The organism is Sulfuricurvum sp. (genome assembly GCF_041651515.1).
In the GTDB taxonomy this organism is placed as follows: Bacteria; Campylobacterota; Campylobacteria; order Campylobacterales; family Sulfurimonadaceae; genus Sulfuricurvum.
Genome location: NZ_JBAZJF010000003.1, coordinates 16,742 through 36,030, shown reverse-complemented (window position 1 = coordinate 36,030; position 19,289 = coordinate 16,742). Strand labels below are relative to the sequence as shown.

Sequence of the window (19,289 nt, the reverse complement as noted above, 5' to 3'; positions counted from 1 at the left end):
GTAATCTTGCAATGAGATCACTCAACCAAGTAAAAACCATCAATCCAATCATGTATTTAGCTATCAGATGTTTTTTTGAAGATTTTACAGAATCAGCTGTCAAGAACAATTTATTTACTGATTTTATAAAAAGAAAACTTCAAGTTAGACAGCATTGGTCAACCAAAAAAAATAAGCTATTTAAAGAAAAAAATGCAGGGAAATATATTTATAGAGATACATTGTCTTTATCTCCGTTTGGAATCATTGCAGAATCATATTTAATGCGAATTATTTCACAACAATTTTATTTTGATGATATAGATTATGTCTATAGTTACAATCTGCCATTTCGGATTAATTCAACAAGAAACTATAATTACTACTTTGATGGTTATAAAAAAAGAAATAATGATATTTTAAATGTTTTAGAATCAGATAAAGACTTAATAGCTGTTGTACTTGATTTGGAAAAATTTTATCCATCTATAAATATAGAAATTGTAAAAAAATTATTCTTTCAAAAAATCAATTCTACTTCAGATAACACTACATATGAATTAGCAAAAAACTTAATAAGTTCTATTTTGGAACAATCACTTAAAGGTGTACCAATTGGTATGGACTTAAGCCATTTAATGGCACAAGTATATTTAGAAGAGTTAGATTATAAGCTTGCTGAAAAGTTTCCTAAAAAATATTTTAGATATGTTGATGATATTATCATTATATGTGATAAATCAGACAAAGAAAGTGTGATTGAATTTGTTCGAACAAATTTGCCAGATAGATTAAATATAAATGAGAAAAAAACAGATGAATTGAATTTTGCCGAATGGTCACTGCTTCATCAAAGTCATGATATGGTAGAAGGTAATTTAAATGAAGTATTAAATTTTATAACTGCATATATATCTATGCATCCATCAAAAATTGATAGTTTAGAAAAAGATATTAAAGCTTTAGGATGCAGTATTCCATTGAGCAGAATTAAAAAGCAAGCAAAAAGTAAAAGTTTTATATCCTATATCAAAAGCTTATTGAAAAATCATAGACGATATAGTATGTTTGAAATATATTTTGCAAAAAATGAATATATAGTTACTCAGCTAATAAATCTGCAAAAATTTTATTTGATCAAATTAAATAAACTTTTACAGCTTAATTATGACAATAGTAGTTCTGCAGAGAATAGAGCAAATACCCAACAATTAAAATACATACTCAATAGGCTATTATACCTATCTACAATAGAGGACTTATCAAGAATAAGAGATGCTATTCCACTAACCGAAAAATTTGAAGATACATTGGAAGTTATAAATGCTTTGGTTTCAAAAGATTTAACAAATGCAATTCAATATGGCGGTAAAGTTATACAAACTATATGCGAACTTTGGATTGAAAATGAATTTGATGTTATTGAGCTTAATAAAGAATATTTTGTACGAATTGAAAATATTAATGATGTTCTTGATTCTATAATTATTTTGTATCTTTATAAGATAATCAAATTTGATTTAATTGAAATATTAGATTTCCTTAATGAATACAATAAAGAATATATATATGTAGTTTTAGACGATAAATATGTTGTACAAAACAAACAGAATGATTTTTTACTTGAAATACAGGGATTATTACAAGGTCGAGATTTAGAAACAAAACATAATTTATTAATCACAAGATATGATAATGATGAAAGTATTCAGCTTGCTGGTTTGAATTTAGGGCTTACGTATTCATAAAGGAAAGACATCATGAAAGAGATCCGACCATCCACTCATCCGGGAGTCATCCTCAAACTCGAATTTGCCGAACCGCTTGGGCTTACGCAAGCACGCATGGCAGAAGACCTCTCAGTTGGGATCAAAACACTTAGCGAACTTTATAACCAAAAACGGGGTATCAGTGCGGTAATGGCACTAAAGCTCTCTGAATATTTCGGAACAACTCCACAATTTTGGATGACGTTACAGGATAATTTTGATTTGTATCAAGCGTATAAGCAAGAATATACATCGATTCAAAAGATTAAAAAACTGCAAGTGGCGTAAAAATTACTGATATGATAGGAGTATTTATGATCGAAAAAATCTTAGCCAATCTCGAAAAATCCAACTGTGCGACAGACAATATTTTTTTGCAGGCGGTGAGCGAAGTTCTCACCTCTTTGGAACCGATAGTTAAAAGTGATCCTCGTTATGAACAATACGCTATTTTAGAACGTTTAGTTAGCCCTGATCGGATAATTCAGTTTAAAATTCAGTGGCTGGATGATAATAATACTATCAATATCAACAATGGGTATCGCATCCAATTTAATAATGCTCTTGGCCCTTACAAGGGGGGATTGCGTTTTCATCCGAGTGTTACGACGGGAGTATTAAAATTTTTGGCATTTGAGCAGATTTTTAAAAACTCTTTGACAGGTTTACCGATTGGCGGAGCCAAAGGGGGAAGCGATTTTGATCCCAAAGGAAAGAGTGACTTTGAGATTATGAAGTTTTGCCACGCCTTTATGCGTGAACTTCACTCTTATATCGGTGCGCGTGTCGATGTACCAGCCGGAGATATCGGTGTTGGGAGCCGTGAAATCGGTTATTTATTCGGAGAATATAAGCATATTACCCATAATTATGACGGAGTTCTTAGCGGAAAACCTTATGCGTTCGGAGGCTCATTGATGCGTCCTCAGGCGACAGGTTACGGAGTCGTTTATTTCGCTCGTGAAATGCTCAAAGAGGAGTTACAAGAGTCTTTAGAGGGAAAAGTATGTACGGTAAGCGGTGCGGGAAATGTGGCTCTTCATACCATTGAAAAACTTCAGCAACTTGGAGCTATTGTAGTGACCTGCAGTGACAGTGATGGGACGGTATACGATTCAAACGGTATCAATTTATCATTGCTGAGACAGTTGAAAGATGAGGGGAAACGACATTCATTGGAAGAATATATCCAACAAATTCCGACTGCTCAATATACGAAGAAAGCCGATTATCCCAAAGATGCTCATGCCGTGTGGCAGTATCCGTGTTTCGCTGCATTTCCGTGTGCAACCCAAAATGAGCTTACCTTGAACGATGCACAAAAACTGATCGAAAATGGATGCGTTGCGGTAGTGGAGGGGGCAAATATGCCGACTCTGCCCGATGCAATCGAATGGTTACAGCGTGAGGGGGTACTTTTTTCGCCGGGGAAAGCATCCAATGCCGGAGGGGTTGCTGTGAGTGAGTTTGAGATGTCTCAAAATGCTTCCATGGAGAAATGGGATTTTGACAAAGTAGATCGCAAACTTGATGAGCTGATGCGTCAAATATATAAGAGGGTTGCATTGACGGCAAAAGAGTATGGAGTTGAGCGAAACTTCGTCGATGGAGCGAATATTGCAGCCTTTAAACGGGTAGCAGAAGCTATGCTACTTGAAGGTGTTTGATTTTCAAAATTCTCTTAACAAACATTTACCATTATACGACTACAATTGCACCAAAATTATATACATAGGTTAGACATGAATAAATTTTTCTCTCTCTTAAGCTCTATGAAAACGATGGCTGCCCTCATGCTCATTTTTGCCGTATCGATCGGCTATGCGACATTTGTCGAAAACGATTACGGGACGATGAGTGCAAAAGCGGATATTTACAATGCCCGATGGTTTGAAGTTCTTTTAGGCTTGTTAGCCGTAAATCTTATTTTGAACATTATCCGCTTTAAAATGGCTCGCCGTGAAAAAACATTGGTTTTTTTATTCCATGTTGCTTTTTTAATTATTCTTGTGGGTGCAGCGGTAACACGCTATATCGGCTACGAAGGGTCTATGCATATTCGTGAGGGACAAAGCAGTGATGTCATGCTCAGCAGTGAACCGTATGTCACGGTTGAAGTCGAGGAAGGGAATAATACTCGGAAATTTAATGAGCCTCTCTACCTCTCAAAACGTTCTCTTAATACCTTTGATAAAACGCTGGCTATAGGTGAGACACCTATCCGTATCAAACTTGACAATTATATGGGAGATGCTCGCTATGAAGCTGCTGCCGATCCCAAGGGGGAGGCAATTTTTAACCTAATGGTAACAGGAGAGCAGGGTGCACAGCAAATAACGCTGAAAAAAGGGGAATTTATCGAGGCCAACGATGTTGTTATCGATTTTGATTCCAATAAAACCTTTAATAAACCGGTTCTTGCAATAGGGGTCGAAGAAGATAAGCCCTTCGTAAATACTCCATTTGAAGTTGCAACCCTAAGTATGGATACCCAAAAAAGTGCCAAATTAAGTGTCGGGAAACATGAGTTGACAATGAGAACACTTTTTCAAACACCTAAGAGCGGTTTCGTATTACGCAAATTTTTCTCTAAAGGATCTATGAAACTGGTTTCGACTCCGGGTAAAAAAGGGCCTATGGTGCAAGGACAAGATGCATTGACCTTTAGTCTGGAACAGGGTGATAAAAAAGCTTCAGTCGTTGTTATGGGGACGGTAGGTCAAGTCGGAGAGGTCAAAACAACGAAACTCGCAGATACCACGATACGTGTCTCATACGGTTCAATTGAGCGTAAACTCCCTTTTGCTATTGCTTTGAACGATTTTCAGTTGGAGCGTTATCCGGGTTCAATGTCACCGGCATCGTATGCGAGTGAAGTGACTCTTATTGATCCTCAAGGGGCTGTGATTCCGTTTCGCATTTACATGAATCATATTCTCGATTACAAAGGATTCCGATTTTTTCAATCGTCGTATGATCAAGATGAGATGGGAACGGTCCTCTCGGTCAATCATGATCCGGGGACATGGGTTACTTATGTGGGGTATTTGCTTCTTGCTATCGGAATGTTTGGAGTGCTGATTGTGAAAAATGGACGTTTTAACGGATTGAGTGAGAAATTAAAATCGATTAATGCTCAAAAAGCTCTTGCTGCCTTGGCCGTAGTTTGTGTTACTTTTATGAGTTCGAATGCGATAGCTTCGGATAATGACAATCCGGTGATTCGGACGGCAAAAAGTTTTGATGCAGCACATGCAGAAAAATTTGGACATCTGATTGTTCAGGATGCCAGCGGGCGTATGAAACCGCTTGATACCCTTTCTCATGAGATTTTGGCAAAACTGTATCGTGACGATACAATAATGGGCTTGAGTTCCAATCAAGTTATTTTGGGGATGATGCTGCGTCCCGATGCGTGGCGTGAAATTGCTATGATTCGCACAAGTGATAAGGCGATCAATAAGGTTCTCGGTATCCCTGAAAATGTAAAAATGGCAGCATTTTCACAATTTTTTGAAACTCCAGATGACATGGGTGGCTATAAATTAGCGGCATTGGTGGATGAAGCGACACGAAAAGCTCCCGGCAAACGCGACAAATTCGACAAAACTCTTTTGCAAGTGGATGAACGGGTCAATGTCGCCTATATGGTCTATACCGGTGCATTGGTACGTATGTGGCCAAAACCAAATGATAAAAATCATAAATGGGATGCGACCATTGACGCATTACAGTCTTTACCGCCAAAAGAAGCCGAAATTGTTCGAATTCTTGCAATAACCTATTTTAGTGCTGTGGATGAGGCATTGAAAAGCGGTGATTGGAGTAAAGCGGACGAAGCATTAAGTCACATCGACAAATACCAGCGTTTTATCGGTGCCAGCGTTTATCCGAGCAAGACGAAAGTTAATGTTGAAATTCTCTATAATCAAACCAATATTTTTGAGCAATTATGGCCACTGTATTTTGTGGTTGGATTTACCCTTTTGCTTTTATCGTTTGTAAAAATTTTGAAACCCGCATTCAAGCTTGAAATTTTTACAAAAATAACGTTCGGATTACTCGTAGCTTTTTTTGCCGCTCATACAGCAGGATTGGCTATGCGTTGGTATATTGCAGGTCATGCACCATGGTCAAATGGATATGAATCGATGATCTATATCGGATGGGCAAGTTTACTTGCCGGATTTATTTTCTCACGTAAATCACCTATGACCCTTGCTGCTACAGGGATGATGACAGGATTAATTCTTTTCGTCGCACACCTAAATTGGATGGATCCGCAGGTAACGAATCTGGTTCCGGTACTTCAATCGTATTGGCTTAGCATCCATGTTTCGATGATTACGGCGAGCTATGGTTTCTTGGGTCTTGGTGCGTTGCTTGGAATGATTACGTTGATCCTTTTTATCCTAAAAAAACCGGAAAATGAGGCACGTCTTAGCTTGGCTATCAAAGAACTTAATGCGATCAACGAGATGAGTCTACTTGTCGGCTTGGTACTTTTGACGGTTGGAAACTTTCTGGGTGGAGTATGGGCAAATGAGAGTTGGGGTCGTTATTGGGGATGGGACCCAAAAGAGACATGGGCATTAGTGACGATTCTCGTCTATGCAGTTGTTTTACATATTCGATTTATCAAAGGTGCATACAGTGATTATGCCTTTAGTGTTATTTCATTGTTGGCATTTACCTCCGTATTAATGACCTATTTCGGGGTCAACTATTACTTAGCCGGTATGCATTCCTATGCGAAGGGTGATCCGGTGCCGGTACCTGATTTTGTACCATGGACTTATGCGGTGATTGCACTTGTGATTGCCGCCGCATACCCTAAGCGGATAACGCGATAATATGAAAGATGCGTTAAAAGAACTTTTTAACGCGTATAAACATCTCCCCGTCGGGGTGATGTTTTTTAAAGAAGAGAAACTCTTTTTTGTGAATGATCATCTTCGTACCACGTTACTCTTAGCGAATCTCCCCAGTGATGAAATTATTACGATTATCGGAAGTATGGTAGGGCTGGAAGATCCTTCACATGTGAATCTAAATAATTTTTTGTCCCATAATGACTTTTTGTTATATCGCGATCGTGTCATTCAAATTGAACATCAAAGTGTGGATAACATTACGGTATATGTATTGACCCGTCTCTCTGACAAAGTGATTGATGCTATTGATTCTACACGCTCCATTCGGATGCTGCGTCAACCAAAACTTCTTAGTGGTACTGTTAGTGTGGATGAACATGAGATATTAAGCCGTGCTCTTGGAAAATGGGAAGAGGGGCATTTTCCTTCTATTGTTTTGTATAAGGGAATCCCAATTAAAGGGGATTGCTCGATATTTGAAGCCGATAATGGGATTATCGGACTTAATGTGGAAAATAAGCAGCTTATAGCGGCTCAAATCGGTGCGCAATGGCTTATCGGATCCCAAAAGAATTCAATGCTGTTCGGAGAAGTTTGTCGTTATGATCTGAATTCTAATCGTATTTGGCTTGAGAATCTTACGATCACCTCAGAAGGGTTTCATTTACGTAATCTCATACGGTATGAAACAGAAGAGGGTGATCACATGATAATTTCTATTGCCGGGAAAAAGAGATCATTATCGTTACTTGATGTATCTGAAAAAGGGCTATCGATCCAAACGGATGATACGGCAGCCTTAGTCGCTTTTTCAGCAAAGGTCGGTAAAAGAGTAAAAGCAATATTGTTTTTGGGAGGGGAAAGCATCGAAATTGATGCCGAGTGGCTCAGTACGGTTGCATTGGATGACTCTTCAATGATGAAAGCAGCATTTGCGATCAACTATGACGTGCACAATGGAAATATTTTACGCAATTGGCTGAATGCTCAGCAACTCCGTCTTATTAAGGAAGTTCGAAACTTTGTTCAAATGATCCCCTCCCAAAAGAAGGAACCTTTGTCTGAATGGGTTATTTAAACCATCCTTTAACACGTTCAAAAGCCGATTCAAACAAACTTTCATGAGGCTTGGACTCGATGCCGAAACTCTCTTGGAGTTTTGTTAACAGCTCTTCTTGCTCTGCGCTCAGGCGGCTAGGGTAGGTGAGATGAATTTGAGCTATTAAATCCCCTTTTCCGCGTCCATGGACATCGGCTATCCCTTCACCTCGGAAACGGTATTGCTGGCTGTCTTTTGTTCCGGTTTCGAGTTCGAGTGTTAACTCTCCGGTAAGAGAAGGGATTGAGATATCTTCACCTAGAACTGCTTGGGTGAAAAATACAGGTACTTCGAGGTAAACATCGTTACCGTTTCGGATAAAATGGTTATCCTCTTCGACTTGGAATGTGACGTATAGATCGCCTCTTATACCGCTTTTACCGTTGTTTCCCCGTCCTGATACTCGAAGTCGATTTCCCGTATCTATACCTGCGGGGACTTTGACGGTGACACTTTCTTTAGTCTCTGTGAAACTCTTACCTTTACAATCGGGGCATTTTTCACTCGCCATTGTCCCCTCACCATGACAACCAGGACAGGTTTGGGAGAAGGTCATAAACCCTTGTCGAACATATACTTGCCCTTTTCCGCCGCATTGGCTGCAAGAGGTCACTTTACCCTCTTTAGCTCCGGTCCCTTTACAGGTTTTACAGGAATTTTTAGTGGTAAATGTGACCTCTTTATCGCATCCGAATACCGCTTCTTTAAAACTAATTCGGATCTCAACACCCATATCGAGCGGAAATTTGTCACTTGCAGCACGTGATTGTTTACGCCCACCTCCGGCAAAACCGTTGAACATTTCCTCGAAAATAGAGCCTAAATCGTCGAATCCGCCGCTGCTTCTACGTCCGCCACCGCCTTGCAGACCTTCTTTTCCGTAACGGTCATAAACCGAGCGTTGTTGATCGTCACTGAGGACTTGATACGCTTCATTACAAAGTTTGAATTTATGTTCTGCGGTAGGGTCACCCGGATTACGGTCAGGATGGTAGAGTTTCGCCATTTTACGGTAGGCTTTTTTAATCTCGTCACCGTTGGCGGATTTGGTTACCTCTAAAATTTCATAATAGCTCATTTGCTCCACGCGATAACTCCAAAAAGATATTTTTTGCGAATTATACCATATCAAAAAGAGTGTAAGCTTAATTGAGCCGTTGGGACTAAGGTATTAATCTATAAGAGTTCGCTACAATACTGAGATGAAACGTTCGCTAGAAAAATTTAATCGCCTTGTCGATGCACTACAACAACTTCCGACTATCGGACAAAAATCCGCAACCCGCTTGGCCTACCATATGGTAATGAACGACAGCTTCGGTGCTCTAAAACTTGCCCATGCGATAGAGAATGCCTTGACTTCACTGAAAAAATGTCACTCATGCGGGGGGCTTAGTGAAGATGAATTATGTGCCATTTGCAGTGATGAACGACGTAATCACGAACTATTGTGTATCGTTGAAAATGCGAAAGATATTCTTACCTTTGAAGAAAATGCCCTCTTTGATGGACGCTACTTTGTTCTGGAAGCTCTCGAAGAGCTTGATATTACCCATTTGCGTAATGTGGTAAAAAGCGGAATACGCGAAGTCATTTTTGCATTAACCCCTTCCATCGCGAACCAAGGAGTTATGCTCTATATTGAGGATAAACTAGGTGATTGTAATGTACGATTTAGCCGTATAGCACAGGGAGTTCCGACCGGAGTAAGCCTCGAAAATGTCGATATTCTCTCATTAACCAAAGCGTTAGAGGACAGAGTGAGTATTTAAGGGGTGTACAGCTTCTGATTTTCTCCTGAAATTCATCCCTTTTAACGTAATTTATAGCTTCCTTCTTTTATAATTGCCTACTTTTTTCCGATTATATTTACATTTTACACACTTAAAGGAGACGACATGCAAATCAGCGGTGCACAGATGGTTATCGAAGCACTCATCGCCGAGGAAGTCGAAGTAGTATTCGGTTATCCCGGTGGAGCGATCATGAACGTCTATGATGAGATTTACAAACAACGCTCATTTCAACATATTTTAACTCGTCACGAACAAGCGGCCGTTCATGCAGCAGAGGGGTATTCAAAAGCTTCAGGACGAGTTGGAGTGGCAATGATCACTTCGGGTCCTGGATTTACCAACGCCGTCACCGGATTAGCGGATGCCTATATGGACTCTGTACCTCTTGTGGTTATCAGCGGTCAGGTTCCTATGTCATTGATCGGTACCGATGCGTTTCAAGAAATTGACGCGGTAGGTATCAGCCGTCCGTGTACAAAGCACAATTACCTTGTAACGGATGCTGCCGATTTGCCGCGCATTTTGAAAGAGGCTTTTTATTTGGCACGTACCGGACGTCCGGGACCGATCCATGTGGATATTCCCAAAGATGTAACTGCCCAAATTGCTACATTTGATTACTCAAAAGACGTTGAACTTGAAACCTATAAACCGACCGTAAAAGGTAACGTTCGTCAAATCAAAAAGGCGATTGAAGCCATTGCAAATGCAAAGCGTCCTTTGTTGTATCTTGGGGGTGGGATCATTAATGCCAATGCGGCGGAATTGGTACGTGAGTTTTGTAAAATGACGCAAATTCCTGCCGTTGAGACATTTATGGCACGCGGAACACTGAGTTACGATGATCCGTTATTGATCTCTATGCTGGGTATGCACGGCTCGTATGCGGCGAATATGGCAATGTCTGAGACCGATCTTGTTATCGGTTTGGGGGCGCGTTTTGATGATCGTGTCACCGGAAAGCTTTCGGAATTTGCCAAAAATGCACAGATTATCCATGTTGATATTGATCCGGCCAGTATTTCGAAACTCGTTAATGCCAATTTTCCGATAGTAGGGGATGTGAAGAATGTTCTCGAATCGATGATTCCGTTGGCAAAAGAGCAAATCAATCCTGCACGCTACACTCCGTGGTTAAGTACCATTGCCAACTTTAATAAGCTTCATCCTCTTTCGTATAAAGAAGAGGGCGATCGCCTTAAACCGCAGTGGGTTGTTGAACGGATCGGACAGCTTTTAGGGGATGGTGCCAATATCTCTACCGATGTCGGTCAGCACCAAATGTGGACCGCGCAATTTTACCCGTTTACCCGTCCGCGTCAGTGGAACAGTTCAGGTGGCTTAGGGACTATGGGATATGGTTTTCCGGCCGCATTAGGGGTCAAACGTGCCGATATGGAGCGTGTCAGTGTCAATATTACGGGTGATGGATCTATTTTAATGAATATTCAAGAATTGATGACCGCCGTTGAGTATAAGCTACCGGTTATCAATGTTATTTTGAATAATAATTTTTTAGGGATGGTGCGTCAATGGCAAACCATGTTCTATGATAAGCGTCACTCAACCACTGACCTCTCGATGCAACCGGATTTCGTTAAGTTGGCTGAGAGCTTTGGCGGAATCGGTTACCGAGTTACCACCAAAGAGGAATTCGACGTAGCACTGCACGATGCGGTTGAGAAAAACGTTGTTGCAATTATTGATGTAGTCGTTAACCGTTTTGAAAATGTTCTACCGATGGTTCCGGCGGGCGGATCGCTCTTTAATATGATGCTAGAGTATAAGGAGAAATAATGGAAGAAGCACGACGCGTTATTTCCGTTATCGTTATGAATGAGGCAAGTGTATTATCTCGGATCGCAGGTTTGTTTTCCGGTCGAGGTTACAATATTGAGTCGCTGACGGTAGCACCGATTCCCGAGTCAAAATATTCACGTATTACTATCGTTACGGCAGGGTCAGTTCGGGTGATTGAACAGATCACCAAGCAATTGCACAAATTGATTCCGGTTTTAAGAGTTTACGAACATGCCGATCTAGTTGAAAAAGAGATGGTGATGGTGAAGCTTCCGATGAGTGAATCACTCGGAGATATTGAGGCTCTTTCACATGCATACAACGGTAATATTGTCAATGTAGGCAGCGATACACTGATCGTTATGGTCGCGGATGATCCGATGCGGGTTAGCCACTTTTTGGAAGCGATTAAACGTTTTCACCCCAAAGAGATCGTTCGAAGCGGCTCTGTGGCACTCGAACGATAAGGTTGAATATGACATTACATGAAATTGCGGAATGGATCGGTGTTGAATACAACGGCACGAATATTGATATTGCTTCAATGAATACCCTCAAAGAGGCAAACGGTAACGAAATTTCATTTTTGTCAGACAGTAAATACGAAAAAGAGCTTTTAGATACGAAAGCGGCGGCTGTGATTTTACCTGCCGCAAAAGCAGCACTTTTACCTGCAGGTGTTATCGCACTTATCTCGGATGAGCCTTATATGAGCGTTGCAAAGCTGTCGCGTTGTTTTGTAAAACCGATTTGCAGCAGTAATGAATCTCCGATCATTGGAGCGGGTAGTATAATTTATCCGACGGCACATATAGAAAACGGCGCACGTATCGGTGATAATTGTACTATTATGAGCGGTGTCTATATCGGTGCAGATGCCGTAATCGGTGATGATGTCACCCTTTATCCAAACGTTTGCGTATACCGTGATTGCAAGATCGGTAACCGTGTAATCGTACATGCCGGCAGTGTGATCGGAAGTGACGGATTCGGATATGCGCATACAAAATTGGGTGAGCATATTAAGCTTTACCAAAACGGCAATGCCGTACTTGAAGACGATGTGGAAATCGGGGCAAATACAACCGTGGATTGTGCTGTATTTGGCTCTACCATTATTAAACAGGGATCAAAAATTGACAATTTGGTTCAAATCGGACACAATTGTGTGATTGGAGAACATTCAATAATGGTTTCTCAATCCGGTGTTGCGGGATCAACGATACTCGGTAGAAATGTGGTGATGGGTGGCCAAAGTGCTACTGCCGGACATTTGAGTATTGCTCCCTTTACGACGTTGGCAGCCCGTTCGGGTGTCACTAAGAGCATCACAAAAGCAGGCGTCTACAGCGGCTTTCCGTTAATGGAACATAAATTATGGCTGCGATTTCAAGCAAAACTCGCTAAAATACTAGAATCTTGAAGGTTTGGGGGTGAAAATGAGAGTAGGAATTCTTAGTTTCGCATTAGTAAGTACCTTATTAAGAGCAGATGGAGAACCTACTGACATCCGTATGCCCGACATCGTATTAGATGCAATTAAGCATTGCGAATGTTTAATTGAAGATGGAGCCTGTAACCCTCATGTCATCCGTATCAATGCAATGGAAGATGCTCAAAGAGCGCAGGCGGCAGGATTTGCTGTAAATGGCCATCTTATACGATGCGCTTCTATTGATGGGTGCAGTGCACAAGCACAAGCGCTGATCGATGGAGGAATAACAAACCTTGATCTCGGACCTTATCAAATTAATTACAAGTATCATCCCAACCCTATGCTTCATGAATACTTTGATGATACAACCTCCCGTGAACAAGCGAATGCCATTTTGACCAAATTGGTGAAAAGTTTCGGCTATTCTTGGGAAACTTTGGGCCGTTATCACCACTTTAGTGCAACGGACCGAACGCGTAATGAGATCTATTATCGTAAAATGTATGCCTATATTTATGGTAATGAAGGAAAAGGGCAAGGTTCGGAATAGTTTTTTAAGATTGCTTTCGTTAAACTCTTCTCTCTATCATAATTAATATCTAGGAGAGACAATGAGTCACGAAGTAACTATTATTAAAGAGATCCCTTTGGACGGAACGAAAAAAGGGCAGATTACCGTGAGTAAAATTGATGAACCGTATGGGACGGGGAGTGACAGCGTTGCAAGCATCGGTATTTCACTTTCAGGGGATACTACTCCGGAGTGGAAAGTTCATATTCCGATGGGGAATATTGATGCTCTGGTAGAGGCTTTGCAAAGTATTAAATAATTTTCACTCCCAAATTATTTGGGAGTGAAAAGAAGATCAAGTTTATTTTTTAGAAGCTACAAACGCAGCAATACGTTTGATTCCTTCGCGGATACTTTCAATATCGGTTGCAAAGCTGAAGCGAAAATAGCCCTCACTTCCAAATCCGACTCCCGGTACAACCGCTATCCCTTGTTCTTCTAGCAAAGTTTTACAAAATTCCATAGAATCATTGCTTATCTTTTTGATATTCACAAACAGATAAAAAGCACCTGCCGGTGATAATACGGAAAGACCCTCAATTTCATTAAACAGTTTTACTGCTTCATCACGACGAATTTTAAAGGCTTGACGCATCGTTTCAATATCTGCATCTGCAGCACCGTTCAGTCCTTGAATAGCCGCTTTTTGAGTAATACTATTGATATTGGAGGTGCTTTGGCTTTGAAGCTTTTTGGTTGCTTGGATGATTTCGGTATTGGCTGCAGCCATATACCCAAAACGCCATCCGGTCATTGCAACGGATTTAGAAAGACCGTTAATTGTGATCGTGCGTTGGAACATATCATCACTGACCGCAGCAGCAGAGGTAAACTCACCATCGTAAATCAGTTTTTCATACATCTCATCGCTGGCTACGATGACGTTTGTCCCCTCTAATACTTTACCCAGAGCGGCAAGCTCTTCACGTGAGTAGACGGCACCTGTCGGATTTGACGGTGATGTAAGGATTAACATTTTTGTTTTAGGGGTTAATGCCGCTTTGAGTTGTTCAGGGGTAATTTTGAACCCGCTTGCATCATTGGTTTCTATCTCTACTACCGTGCCGCCGCAGTACATGACCAGTTCGGGATAGGTAACCCAGTAGGGTGCCGGAATGATCACTTCATCACCGTTTTGGATAGTACAGGCAAAAAGGTTGTAAAGCGAGTGTTTCGCTCCGTTGTTTGCGATAATTTGGTTCGCTTTGTATTCAAGTCCGTTGTCTCGTTTGAGTTTCAAAGCAATAGCTGCTTTAAGATCAGGAATACCATCAACAGCGGTGTATTTGGTAAAACCGTCATTAATTGCTTTAATTGCAGCATCTTTGATCACTTGAGGGGTGTCAAAGTCGGGCTCACCTGCGGAAAAACTGAGGATGTTTTTCCCTTGTGCTTTGAGTTCTTGCGCTAACGTAGAGATAGCAATGGTAATCGATTCGGAGAGTATATTGACGCGATCGGTTAACATGGATCAGCCCTTGTAAAAATTTTGCGAATTATAGCATGGATATATTTAAGAATTGCGGTTTCCCCGTATGAAACCCTTGCGCATAAGTGATTCCTAATTCCGTAACATTTTGAAGAATCTCTTCGGATGCGACAAACTCGGCAACGGTGTCGATCCCGATGCGGTGTGCAAAATCGACAATGGCTTCAACAACAATACGATGGCGTGAATTCTGATCAATTGATTTTATCAGCGAACCGTCAATTTTCAAGATATCAACATTCAACTTAAGGATATTTTCGTAGTTTGAATATCCGGTACCAAAATCATCAATCGCAATTTTTGCACCTAAAAGCTTCATTCGGCTAATAAAGGATGCCACTTCATCAAAATTTTCTATCCCTTCCGATTCCAGTATCTCAAAAATAACCCGATCCGCCGTTCCGGTTTGACGCAGTATGTTTTCGATTGTCGTAACGGTACGGCTATCACACATATCGCTGCTGGAGAGATTAATAGAAAATTGTTCATATCGTGCGGCAAAGAGGTTACATGCTTGATATACAACCTCTTGGGTAATATGATGATAAAGTTTTGTTTTTTGTGCGATCGGTAAAAAATCATTCGGTGCAATCAATGAGCCGTCTTCATTACGTATGCGTACGAGAGTTTCAAATTTTTCAATTTTACCTGTGGTACACGATACGATAGGCTGATATTGGCAAACGATACGGTGCTCTACTAACGCTTGTCGTATTTGAGCCGACATCGCGATATTGGCTTGATATTGGGCTTCGATCCCCTCTGAATAATCGTATACGGAATAGGGTAGTTTCAGGGACCGTGCTTGATTTAGGGCGACATCGGCATGGATAAGGGGTTTATCGCTATCGATTGCAATACCGACTGTAGCCCGGACATGTACGGTTTCTTCGGATATCATAAATAATTTTTCACTCAGCAGGGAGAGAATCATTTCAATCTCGTGCCGAAATTGTTCATGCATCACACCCTCTTTAAGTCGAAACGCAAATTCATCTCCCCCTATGCGATAAGGGGACAATTTCATCTCCTGAAGCCATCGCCCTATTTGGCTAAGCAGCCAATCGCCTGAATCGATACCGAAAAAATCGTTAATCTCTTTAAAGTCGTCAATATTTAAAATTGCGACGGTGCTGCGAGGAGTTTGAGAGAGGTCTTCTTGGAGTTTAAAACGGTTGGGAAGATTTGTCAGATTGTCATAATAAAGATGACGGATAGCTTCATGGGTTTGTTCAGCAACTTTAATTTGCAAGTCATTGTTAATCAGATGAAGTTGCTGGGCATAATTTGCCACACTTTTTTGCATGATTTCAAAGGCATGGATAATTTGGGAAAATTCACGTTGTGCGTAGGGTATATCGAATGTAATATCTTGTCCCGGTTTAAAGTTACGCAATTTTCGTGCAATAAGTTTTATTGGCAGGAGAAGGCGATTAATCCAAAAGAGCATTGCGATAAGGAGAAAAATAACCCCTGATAATAACCACGCGTATAGCGTATAAAAGCTATGCATCGTCTTGGTAAATTCTTCGCCTGAATAGATTAGGGTGATATAACCGATCGGTTTAGTAGAAGAGGGTTCGATAATGGTTTTGGTGATTTTGATGGATTCAACGGGAAATGGTGATGGATATTGTTGGTAATCAAAGAGTACTTTCCCATCAGCTGCTGAAAGTTTAAGGGCTAGAACTTCATCTAAGCGGGTAATTGCAGAGACTTTATCCCCCATCTCCTTTATCTCTAAAAACATGGAAACAGCGAGAGAAGGCTCAACCGTATCAATTAAAAGTTGTGCTTTTTCTTTTTGTGAAGCAAGGGTCAAATCACGTACAATACTAAATGTTGACCATGTGACCGTCGCAAAAACAACCAATGCTGTAATAACAAGGGTAGAAATAATTTTTGTCGAGATACGGGTGTTTTTTAAATGGGTCATTCTACAAGTCTCACAATTTGAAATAGGGCATTATTAAAACGGAATTTACCCGCTTTAAGAGTATTTTTACTGATATAAATAATAGTGTTCCTTTCAATAACAATGGAACCTAAAATACCATGTTCGAGCTCGGAAGGATCATATGAAAAGGTGGGTACATTATACATAGTTCCCCATTTTGCCAAGTGGGCGATTGAAGTGGAATTCATTTGTGTGGCATATGCGAAAGCAATATCATGGTGATTTATGAGCTCTTCTATGGAGAGGGCAATAGCAATAAAGGGAAGCCCTCCCACTTTTTCGTTGTAATAGGTATTCATCGCTTCGGCTATTTGAACAGCACTGTTTTTGTGCTCATCATAAACTACGGCTAAAACAGCTTTTCCAGATGGATTATGGGATAGAACTTGTGTATCGAGTGCCATGATTTTTGGAATCATTCGAATATGCGTGTTCAATAAAACGGCATCTTCGGCATGCAAAAAGAGAACTATACTTGAGAAAAGCAGGATTAAACGAATCAAAATTTCCATCCTGAACGGATCCAAAAGGTACGTCCAAAGATTGGATAATCCTCATTATAGGTTGATGCCGGAGCGGGATATCGGACGATTGTATTTGTAATATCTTTGAGTGCTGCTTGAACATACCAGCCTTGATGGGTACTCATATTCCATCCTAAGGCTAAATCGAGGGTATTATAACCGGCTAGACTATCGCGGGTATCAGGAATGTAGCGTTTTTTATCTCCAATATAGTGCCAAATACCTCCCAATGTCCAATCTTCAGCGAAATCATATGCGTAGGTTGCTTTTACCAGGTGTGAAGCCGCATAGGGAAGAGAAGCTGCATTATTAAAGATGTCCTCTACTTCACCATGGATGTAACTGTAAGAAAGGGAGAAGGTATTGTTCTGGGTGAGTTTTCCATGTGTTTCGGCTTCTACTCCTTGAATGGTACTTTTTCCATAGTTCTGAAATACTCCGGTTTGGTTGCGGACAATTTGCTGTGAGTTGGCAATATAAAAGAGGTTGATTCCTGCAGTGAGATTGGTGTTGAGTTTGCGAAGATACTGGGTTTCTACGGAACGGACATTTTCATGGTTGAGATTAGGATTACCGGTTCCGTAAGGAGAAGGAGCAAGATACATCTCTTGAAAAGAAGGGTATCTTTGCCCGGATGCTGCCATGAATTTGAAGATATTATTGTGGTTTGGCTGATACACAACCGCTGCACGCCCATACACATCAGAATTAATATCGGAAGTACGTATCATACCTCCTGTTAATGCAATAGCCGTTGTGCTATTGACGGTAATCATATCCGTGAGATAGAGATTAGTAGTTTGGCGCTTTGCACTTGCCGCATTGATAAAAGCAAGGGGCGTACCGGTATAATCTACGATTCCGATGCCTGTAATTTTATTGGTTGTATGAGAGTACGAATCAACGACTTCATCCCATGTTGATTCAATGCCCGCTGTGAAACTATGTGCATCAAATCCATTGTAATGAAGTGATGCGCCACTGCTGATACGCCGACTTTTGATCATTAACGATGCCCAGTAACCATCCGGTAAGGTGAGTTTATTGTAAATGAAATTGGGAGGAAGAGGGCTCGAATCACTCATCCAACTGCTTTCCATTACAGATGTTTTGAGAATAAGGCTCATATCCCGAGCTAAAGGAAGGGTATATTTGCCTTGAATGTACCACGAGGGTTCTTTAATTGTCCCCTCCGGATTGGGAAGAATATTGAGATTGCCAAAAGCACTATCATTTTGGTAATTATTGTATCGCCCGCGCAAATCAAATCCGCCATTCTCGTAGGCTATTCCAAAACCGCTTTGCTTCATACCTAATTGTGCATATCCTAAACGTCCTGAAGCGTCTGTGACACTGATGGGAGTTTGTTCATTATGTTGCTGCGTGAATGCATCAAGGGAGAGTTTCCATGTTTCTCCATGGTATTGACTCCATCCGCCTAGCGCTGCCGCACCGCTGCTGCCACCCGAGGCAAAAATTGCGCCTGTTTTCCCTTTTTGCAGTTCAGATTTGGCATGGGTAATGACATTTATCGTCCCGGCGTAACCGTTGACTCCTTCGATAAAACTTCCTGACCCTCGTACGACTTCGATCCGATCTATCAGTTCGATTGGCAAATCGAGATACGCATTATAATTGCTAAAAAGGTCATCATTTACGACGATTCCATCGATGGCAAGTGTCGATTGTCCATATGCGGTGGAATTGGAACCACGAAAAATGGGGGTGCGATTGTTCATGGTATTAGTCGCCATATCGACGCCAGGGACGAGGATAAGTGCCTCCCCCAAAGTCTTTACTCCAAGTTTGGATAGGTCATCTTCGTGTAAAATTGAAAGTATAAAAGGTTGATAGTCAATATTGGAGTTGGTATCAGTCGCCATTTTTGCTGCTTCTGCCATATCTTCATTTAATGAATCGATGATAGGTTGTTCGGATGCGCTAAGGGTTAGCGCAAGCAGAGAAGCTGTGCAAAGGGGAAATTTCATATCACTCT

The 19,289-nt window shown here is 40.9% G+C and carries 16 protein-coding genes; 11 read left to right on the top strand and 5 right to left on the bottom strand.

Annotated features, from left to right (window positions below):
* The first annotated feature begins 11 nt into the window (after positions 1 to 11).
* The 5 genes from WC407_RS05680 (at position 12) to WC407_RS05660 (ending at position 7,700) form a co-directional block, all read left to right on the top strand.
* The gene (locus WC407_RS05680) at positions 12 to 1,727 is read left to right on the top strand and encodes an RNA-directed DNA polymerase (protein ID WP_373021632.1); all 1,716 of its coding nucleotides are present in this window, start codon (positions 12 to 14) and stop codon (positions 1,725 to 1,727) included.
* Between the two features lie 12 nt (positions 1,728 to 1,739).
* Positions 1,740 to 2,036, top strand: coding sequence for a HigA family addiction module antitoxin (locus WC407_RS05675; RefSeq protein WP_373021631.1), 297 nt, complete (start codon positions 1,740 to 1,742; stop codon positions 2,034 to 2,036).
* Between the two features lie 26 nt (positions 2,037 to 2,062).
* Complete coding sequence (gdhA, locus tag WC407_RS05670) at positions 2,063 to 3,415, top strand: NADP-specific glutamate dehydrogenase (protein ID WP_373021630.1); 1,353 nt, start codon at positions 2,063 to 2,065, stop codon at positions 3,413 to 3,415.
* Between the two features lie 75 nt (positions 3,416 to 3,490).
* Positions 3,491 to 6,601, top strand: coding sequence for a cytochrome c biogenesis protein CcsA (gene ccsA / locus WC407_RS05665; protein ID WP_373021629.1), 3,111 nt, complete (start codon positions 3,491 to 3,493; stop codon positions 6,599 to 6,601).
* Between the two features lies 1 nt (position 6,602).
* A complete protein-coding gene (locus WC407_RS05660) occupies positions 6,603 to 7,700 on the top strand; it encodes a hypothetical protein (protein WP_373021628.1) in 1,098 nt (365 codons plus the stop codon).
* Here the strand turns inward: WC407_RS05660 and dnaJ are convergent.
* The gene (dnaJ, locus tag WC407_RS05655) at positions 7,693 to 8,808 is read right to left on the bottom strand and encodes a molecular chaperone DnaJ (RefSeq protein ID WP_373021627.1); all 1,116 of its coding nucleotides are present in this window, start codon (positions 8,806 to 8,808) and stop codon (positions 7,693 to 7,695) included. The genes WC407_RS05660 and dnaJ overlap by 8 nt on opposite strands.
* Before the next feature lie 115 nt (positions 8,809 to 8,923).
* On the opposite strand from dnaJ, the gene recR reads away from it, so the two are divergent.
* The 6 genes from recR to WC407_RS05625 all read left to right on the top strand — a co-directional run bounded on the left by recR (position 8,924) and on the right by WC407_RS05625 (position 13,582).
* On the top strand, positions 8,924 to 9,493 hold the full coding sequence (gene recR, locus WC407_RS05650; protein ID WP_373021626.1) for a recombination mediator RecR: 570 nt from the start codon (positions 8,924 to 8,926) through the stop codon (positions 9,491 to 9,493).
* 126 nt (positions 9,494 to 9,619) lie between these two features.
* On the top strand, positions 9,620 to 11,314 hold the full coding sequence (locus tag WC407_RS05645) for an acetolactate synthase large subunit (protein WP_373021625.1): 1,695 nt from the start codon (positions 9,620 to 9,622) through the stop codon (positions 11,312 to 11,314).
* Positions 11,314 to 11,784, top strand: coding sequence for an acetolactate synthase small subunit (gene ilvN, locus WC407_RS05640; protein WP_373021624.1), 471 nt, complete (start codon positions 11,314 to 11,316; stop codon positions 11,782 to 11,784). Before WC407_RS05645 ends, ilvN begins: the two co-directional genes overlap by 1 nt.
* A gap of 8 nt (positions 11,785 to 11,792) precedes the next feature.
* The gene (gene lpxD, locus WC407_RS05635) at positions 11,793 to 12,740 is read left to right on the top strand and encodes a UDP-3-O-(3-hydroxymyristoyl)glucosamine N-acyltransferase (protein ID WP_373021623.1); all 948 of its coding nucleotides are present in this window, start codon (positions 11,793 to 11,795) and stop codon (positions 12,738 to 12,740) included.
* A 16-nt stretch (positions 12,741 to 12,756) separates the two neighbouring features.
* Positions 12,757 to 13,302 carry a hypothetical protein gene (locus tag WC407_RS05630; protein ID WP_373021622.1) on the top strand — a complete coding sequence of 182 codons (546 nt, stop codon included), beginning with the start codon at positions 12,757 to 12,759 and terminating at the stop codon, positions 13,300 to 13,302.
* A 61-nt stretch (positions 13,303 to 13,363) separates the two neighbouring features.
* Entirely contained in the window at positions 13,364 to 13,582 is a 219-nt protein-coding gene (locus WC407_RS05625; protein WP_373021621.1) for a hypothetical protein, read from the top strand.
* Between the two features lie 42 nt (positions 13,583 to 13,624).
* Here WC407_RS05625 and WC407_RS05620 read toward each other — a convergent pair whose 3' ends face one another.
* Genes WC407_RS05620 through WC407_RS05605 form a run of 4 tightly spaced genes read right to left on the bottom strand, consistent with a single transcriptional unit; the run spans position 13,625 to position 19,281 of the window.
* Entirely contained in the window at positions 13,625 to 14,791 is a 1,167-nt protein-coding gene (locus WC407_RS05620; RefSeq protein WP_373021620.1) for a pyridoxal phosphate-dependent aminotransferase, read from the bottom strand.
* A 28-nt stretch (positions 14,792 to 14,819) separates the two neighbouring features.
* Positions 14,820 to 16,748 carry an EAL domain-containing protein gene (locus WC407_RS05615; protein WP_373021619.1) on the bottom strand — a complete coding sequence of 643 codons (1,929 nt, stop codon included), beginning with the start codon at positions 16,746 to 16,748 and terminating at the stop codon, positions 14,820 to 14,822.
* Positions 16,745 to 17,272, bottom strand: coding sequence for a hypothetical protein (locus WC407_RS05610; RefSeq protein ID WP_373021618.1), 528 nt, complete (start codon positions 17,270 to 17,272; stop codon positions 16,745 to 16,747). The genes WC407_RS05615 and WC407_RS05610 overlap by 4 nt, the downstream gene beginning before the upstream one ends.
* The gene (locus tag WC407_RS05605; RefSeq protein ID WP_373021617.1) at positions 17,269 to 19,281 is read right to left on the bottom strand and encodes a TonB-dependent receptor plug domain-containing protein; all 2,013 of its coding nucleotides are present in this window, start codon (positions 19,279 to 19,281) and stop codon (positions 17,269 to 17,271) included. Before WC407_RS05605 ends, WC407_RS05610 begins: the two co-directional genes overlap by 4 nt.
* Between the last annotated feature and the right edge of the window lie 8 nt (positions 19,282 to 19,289).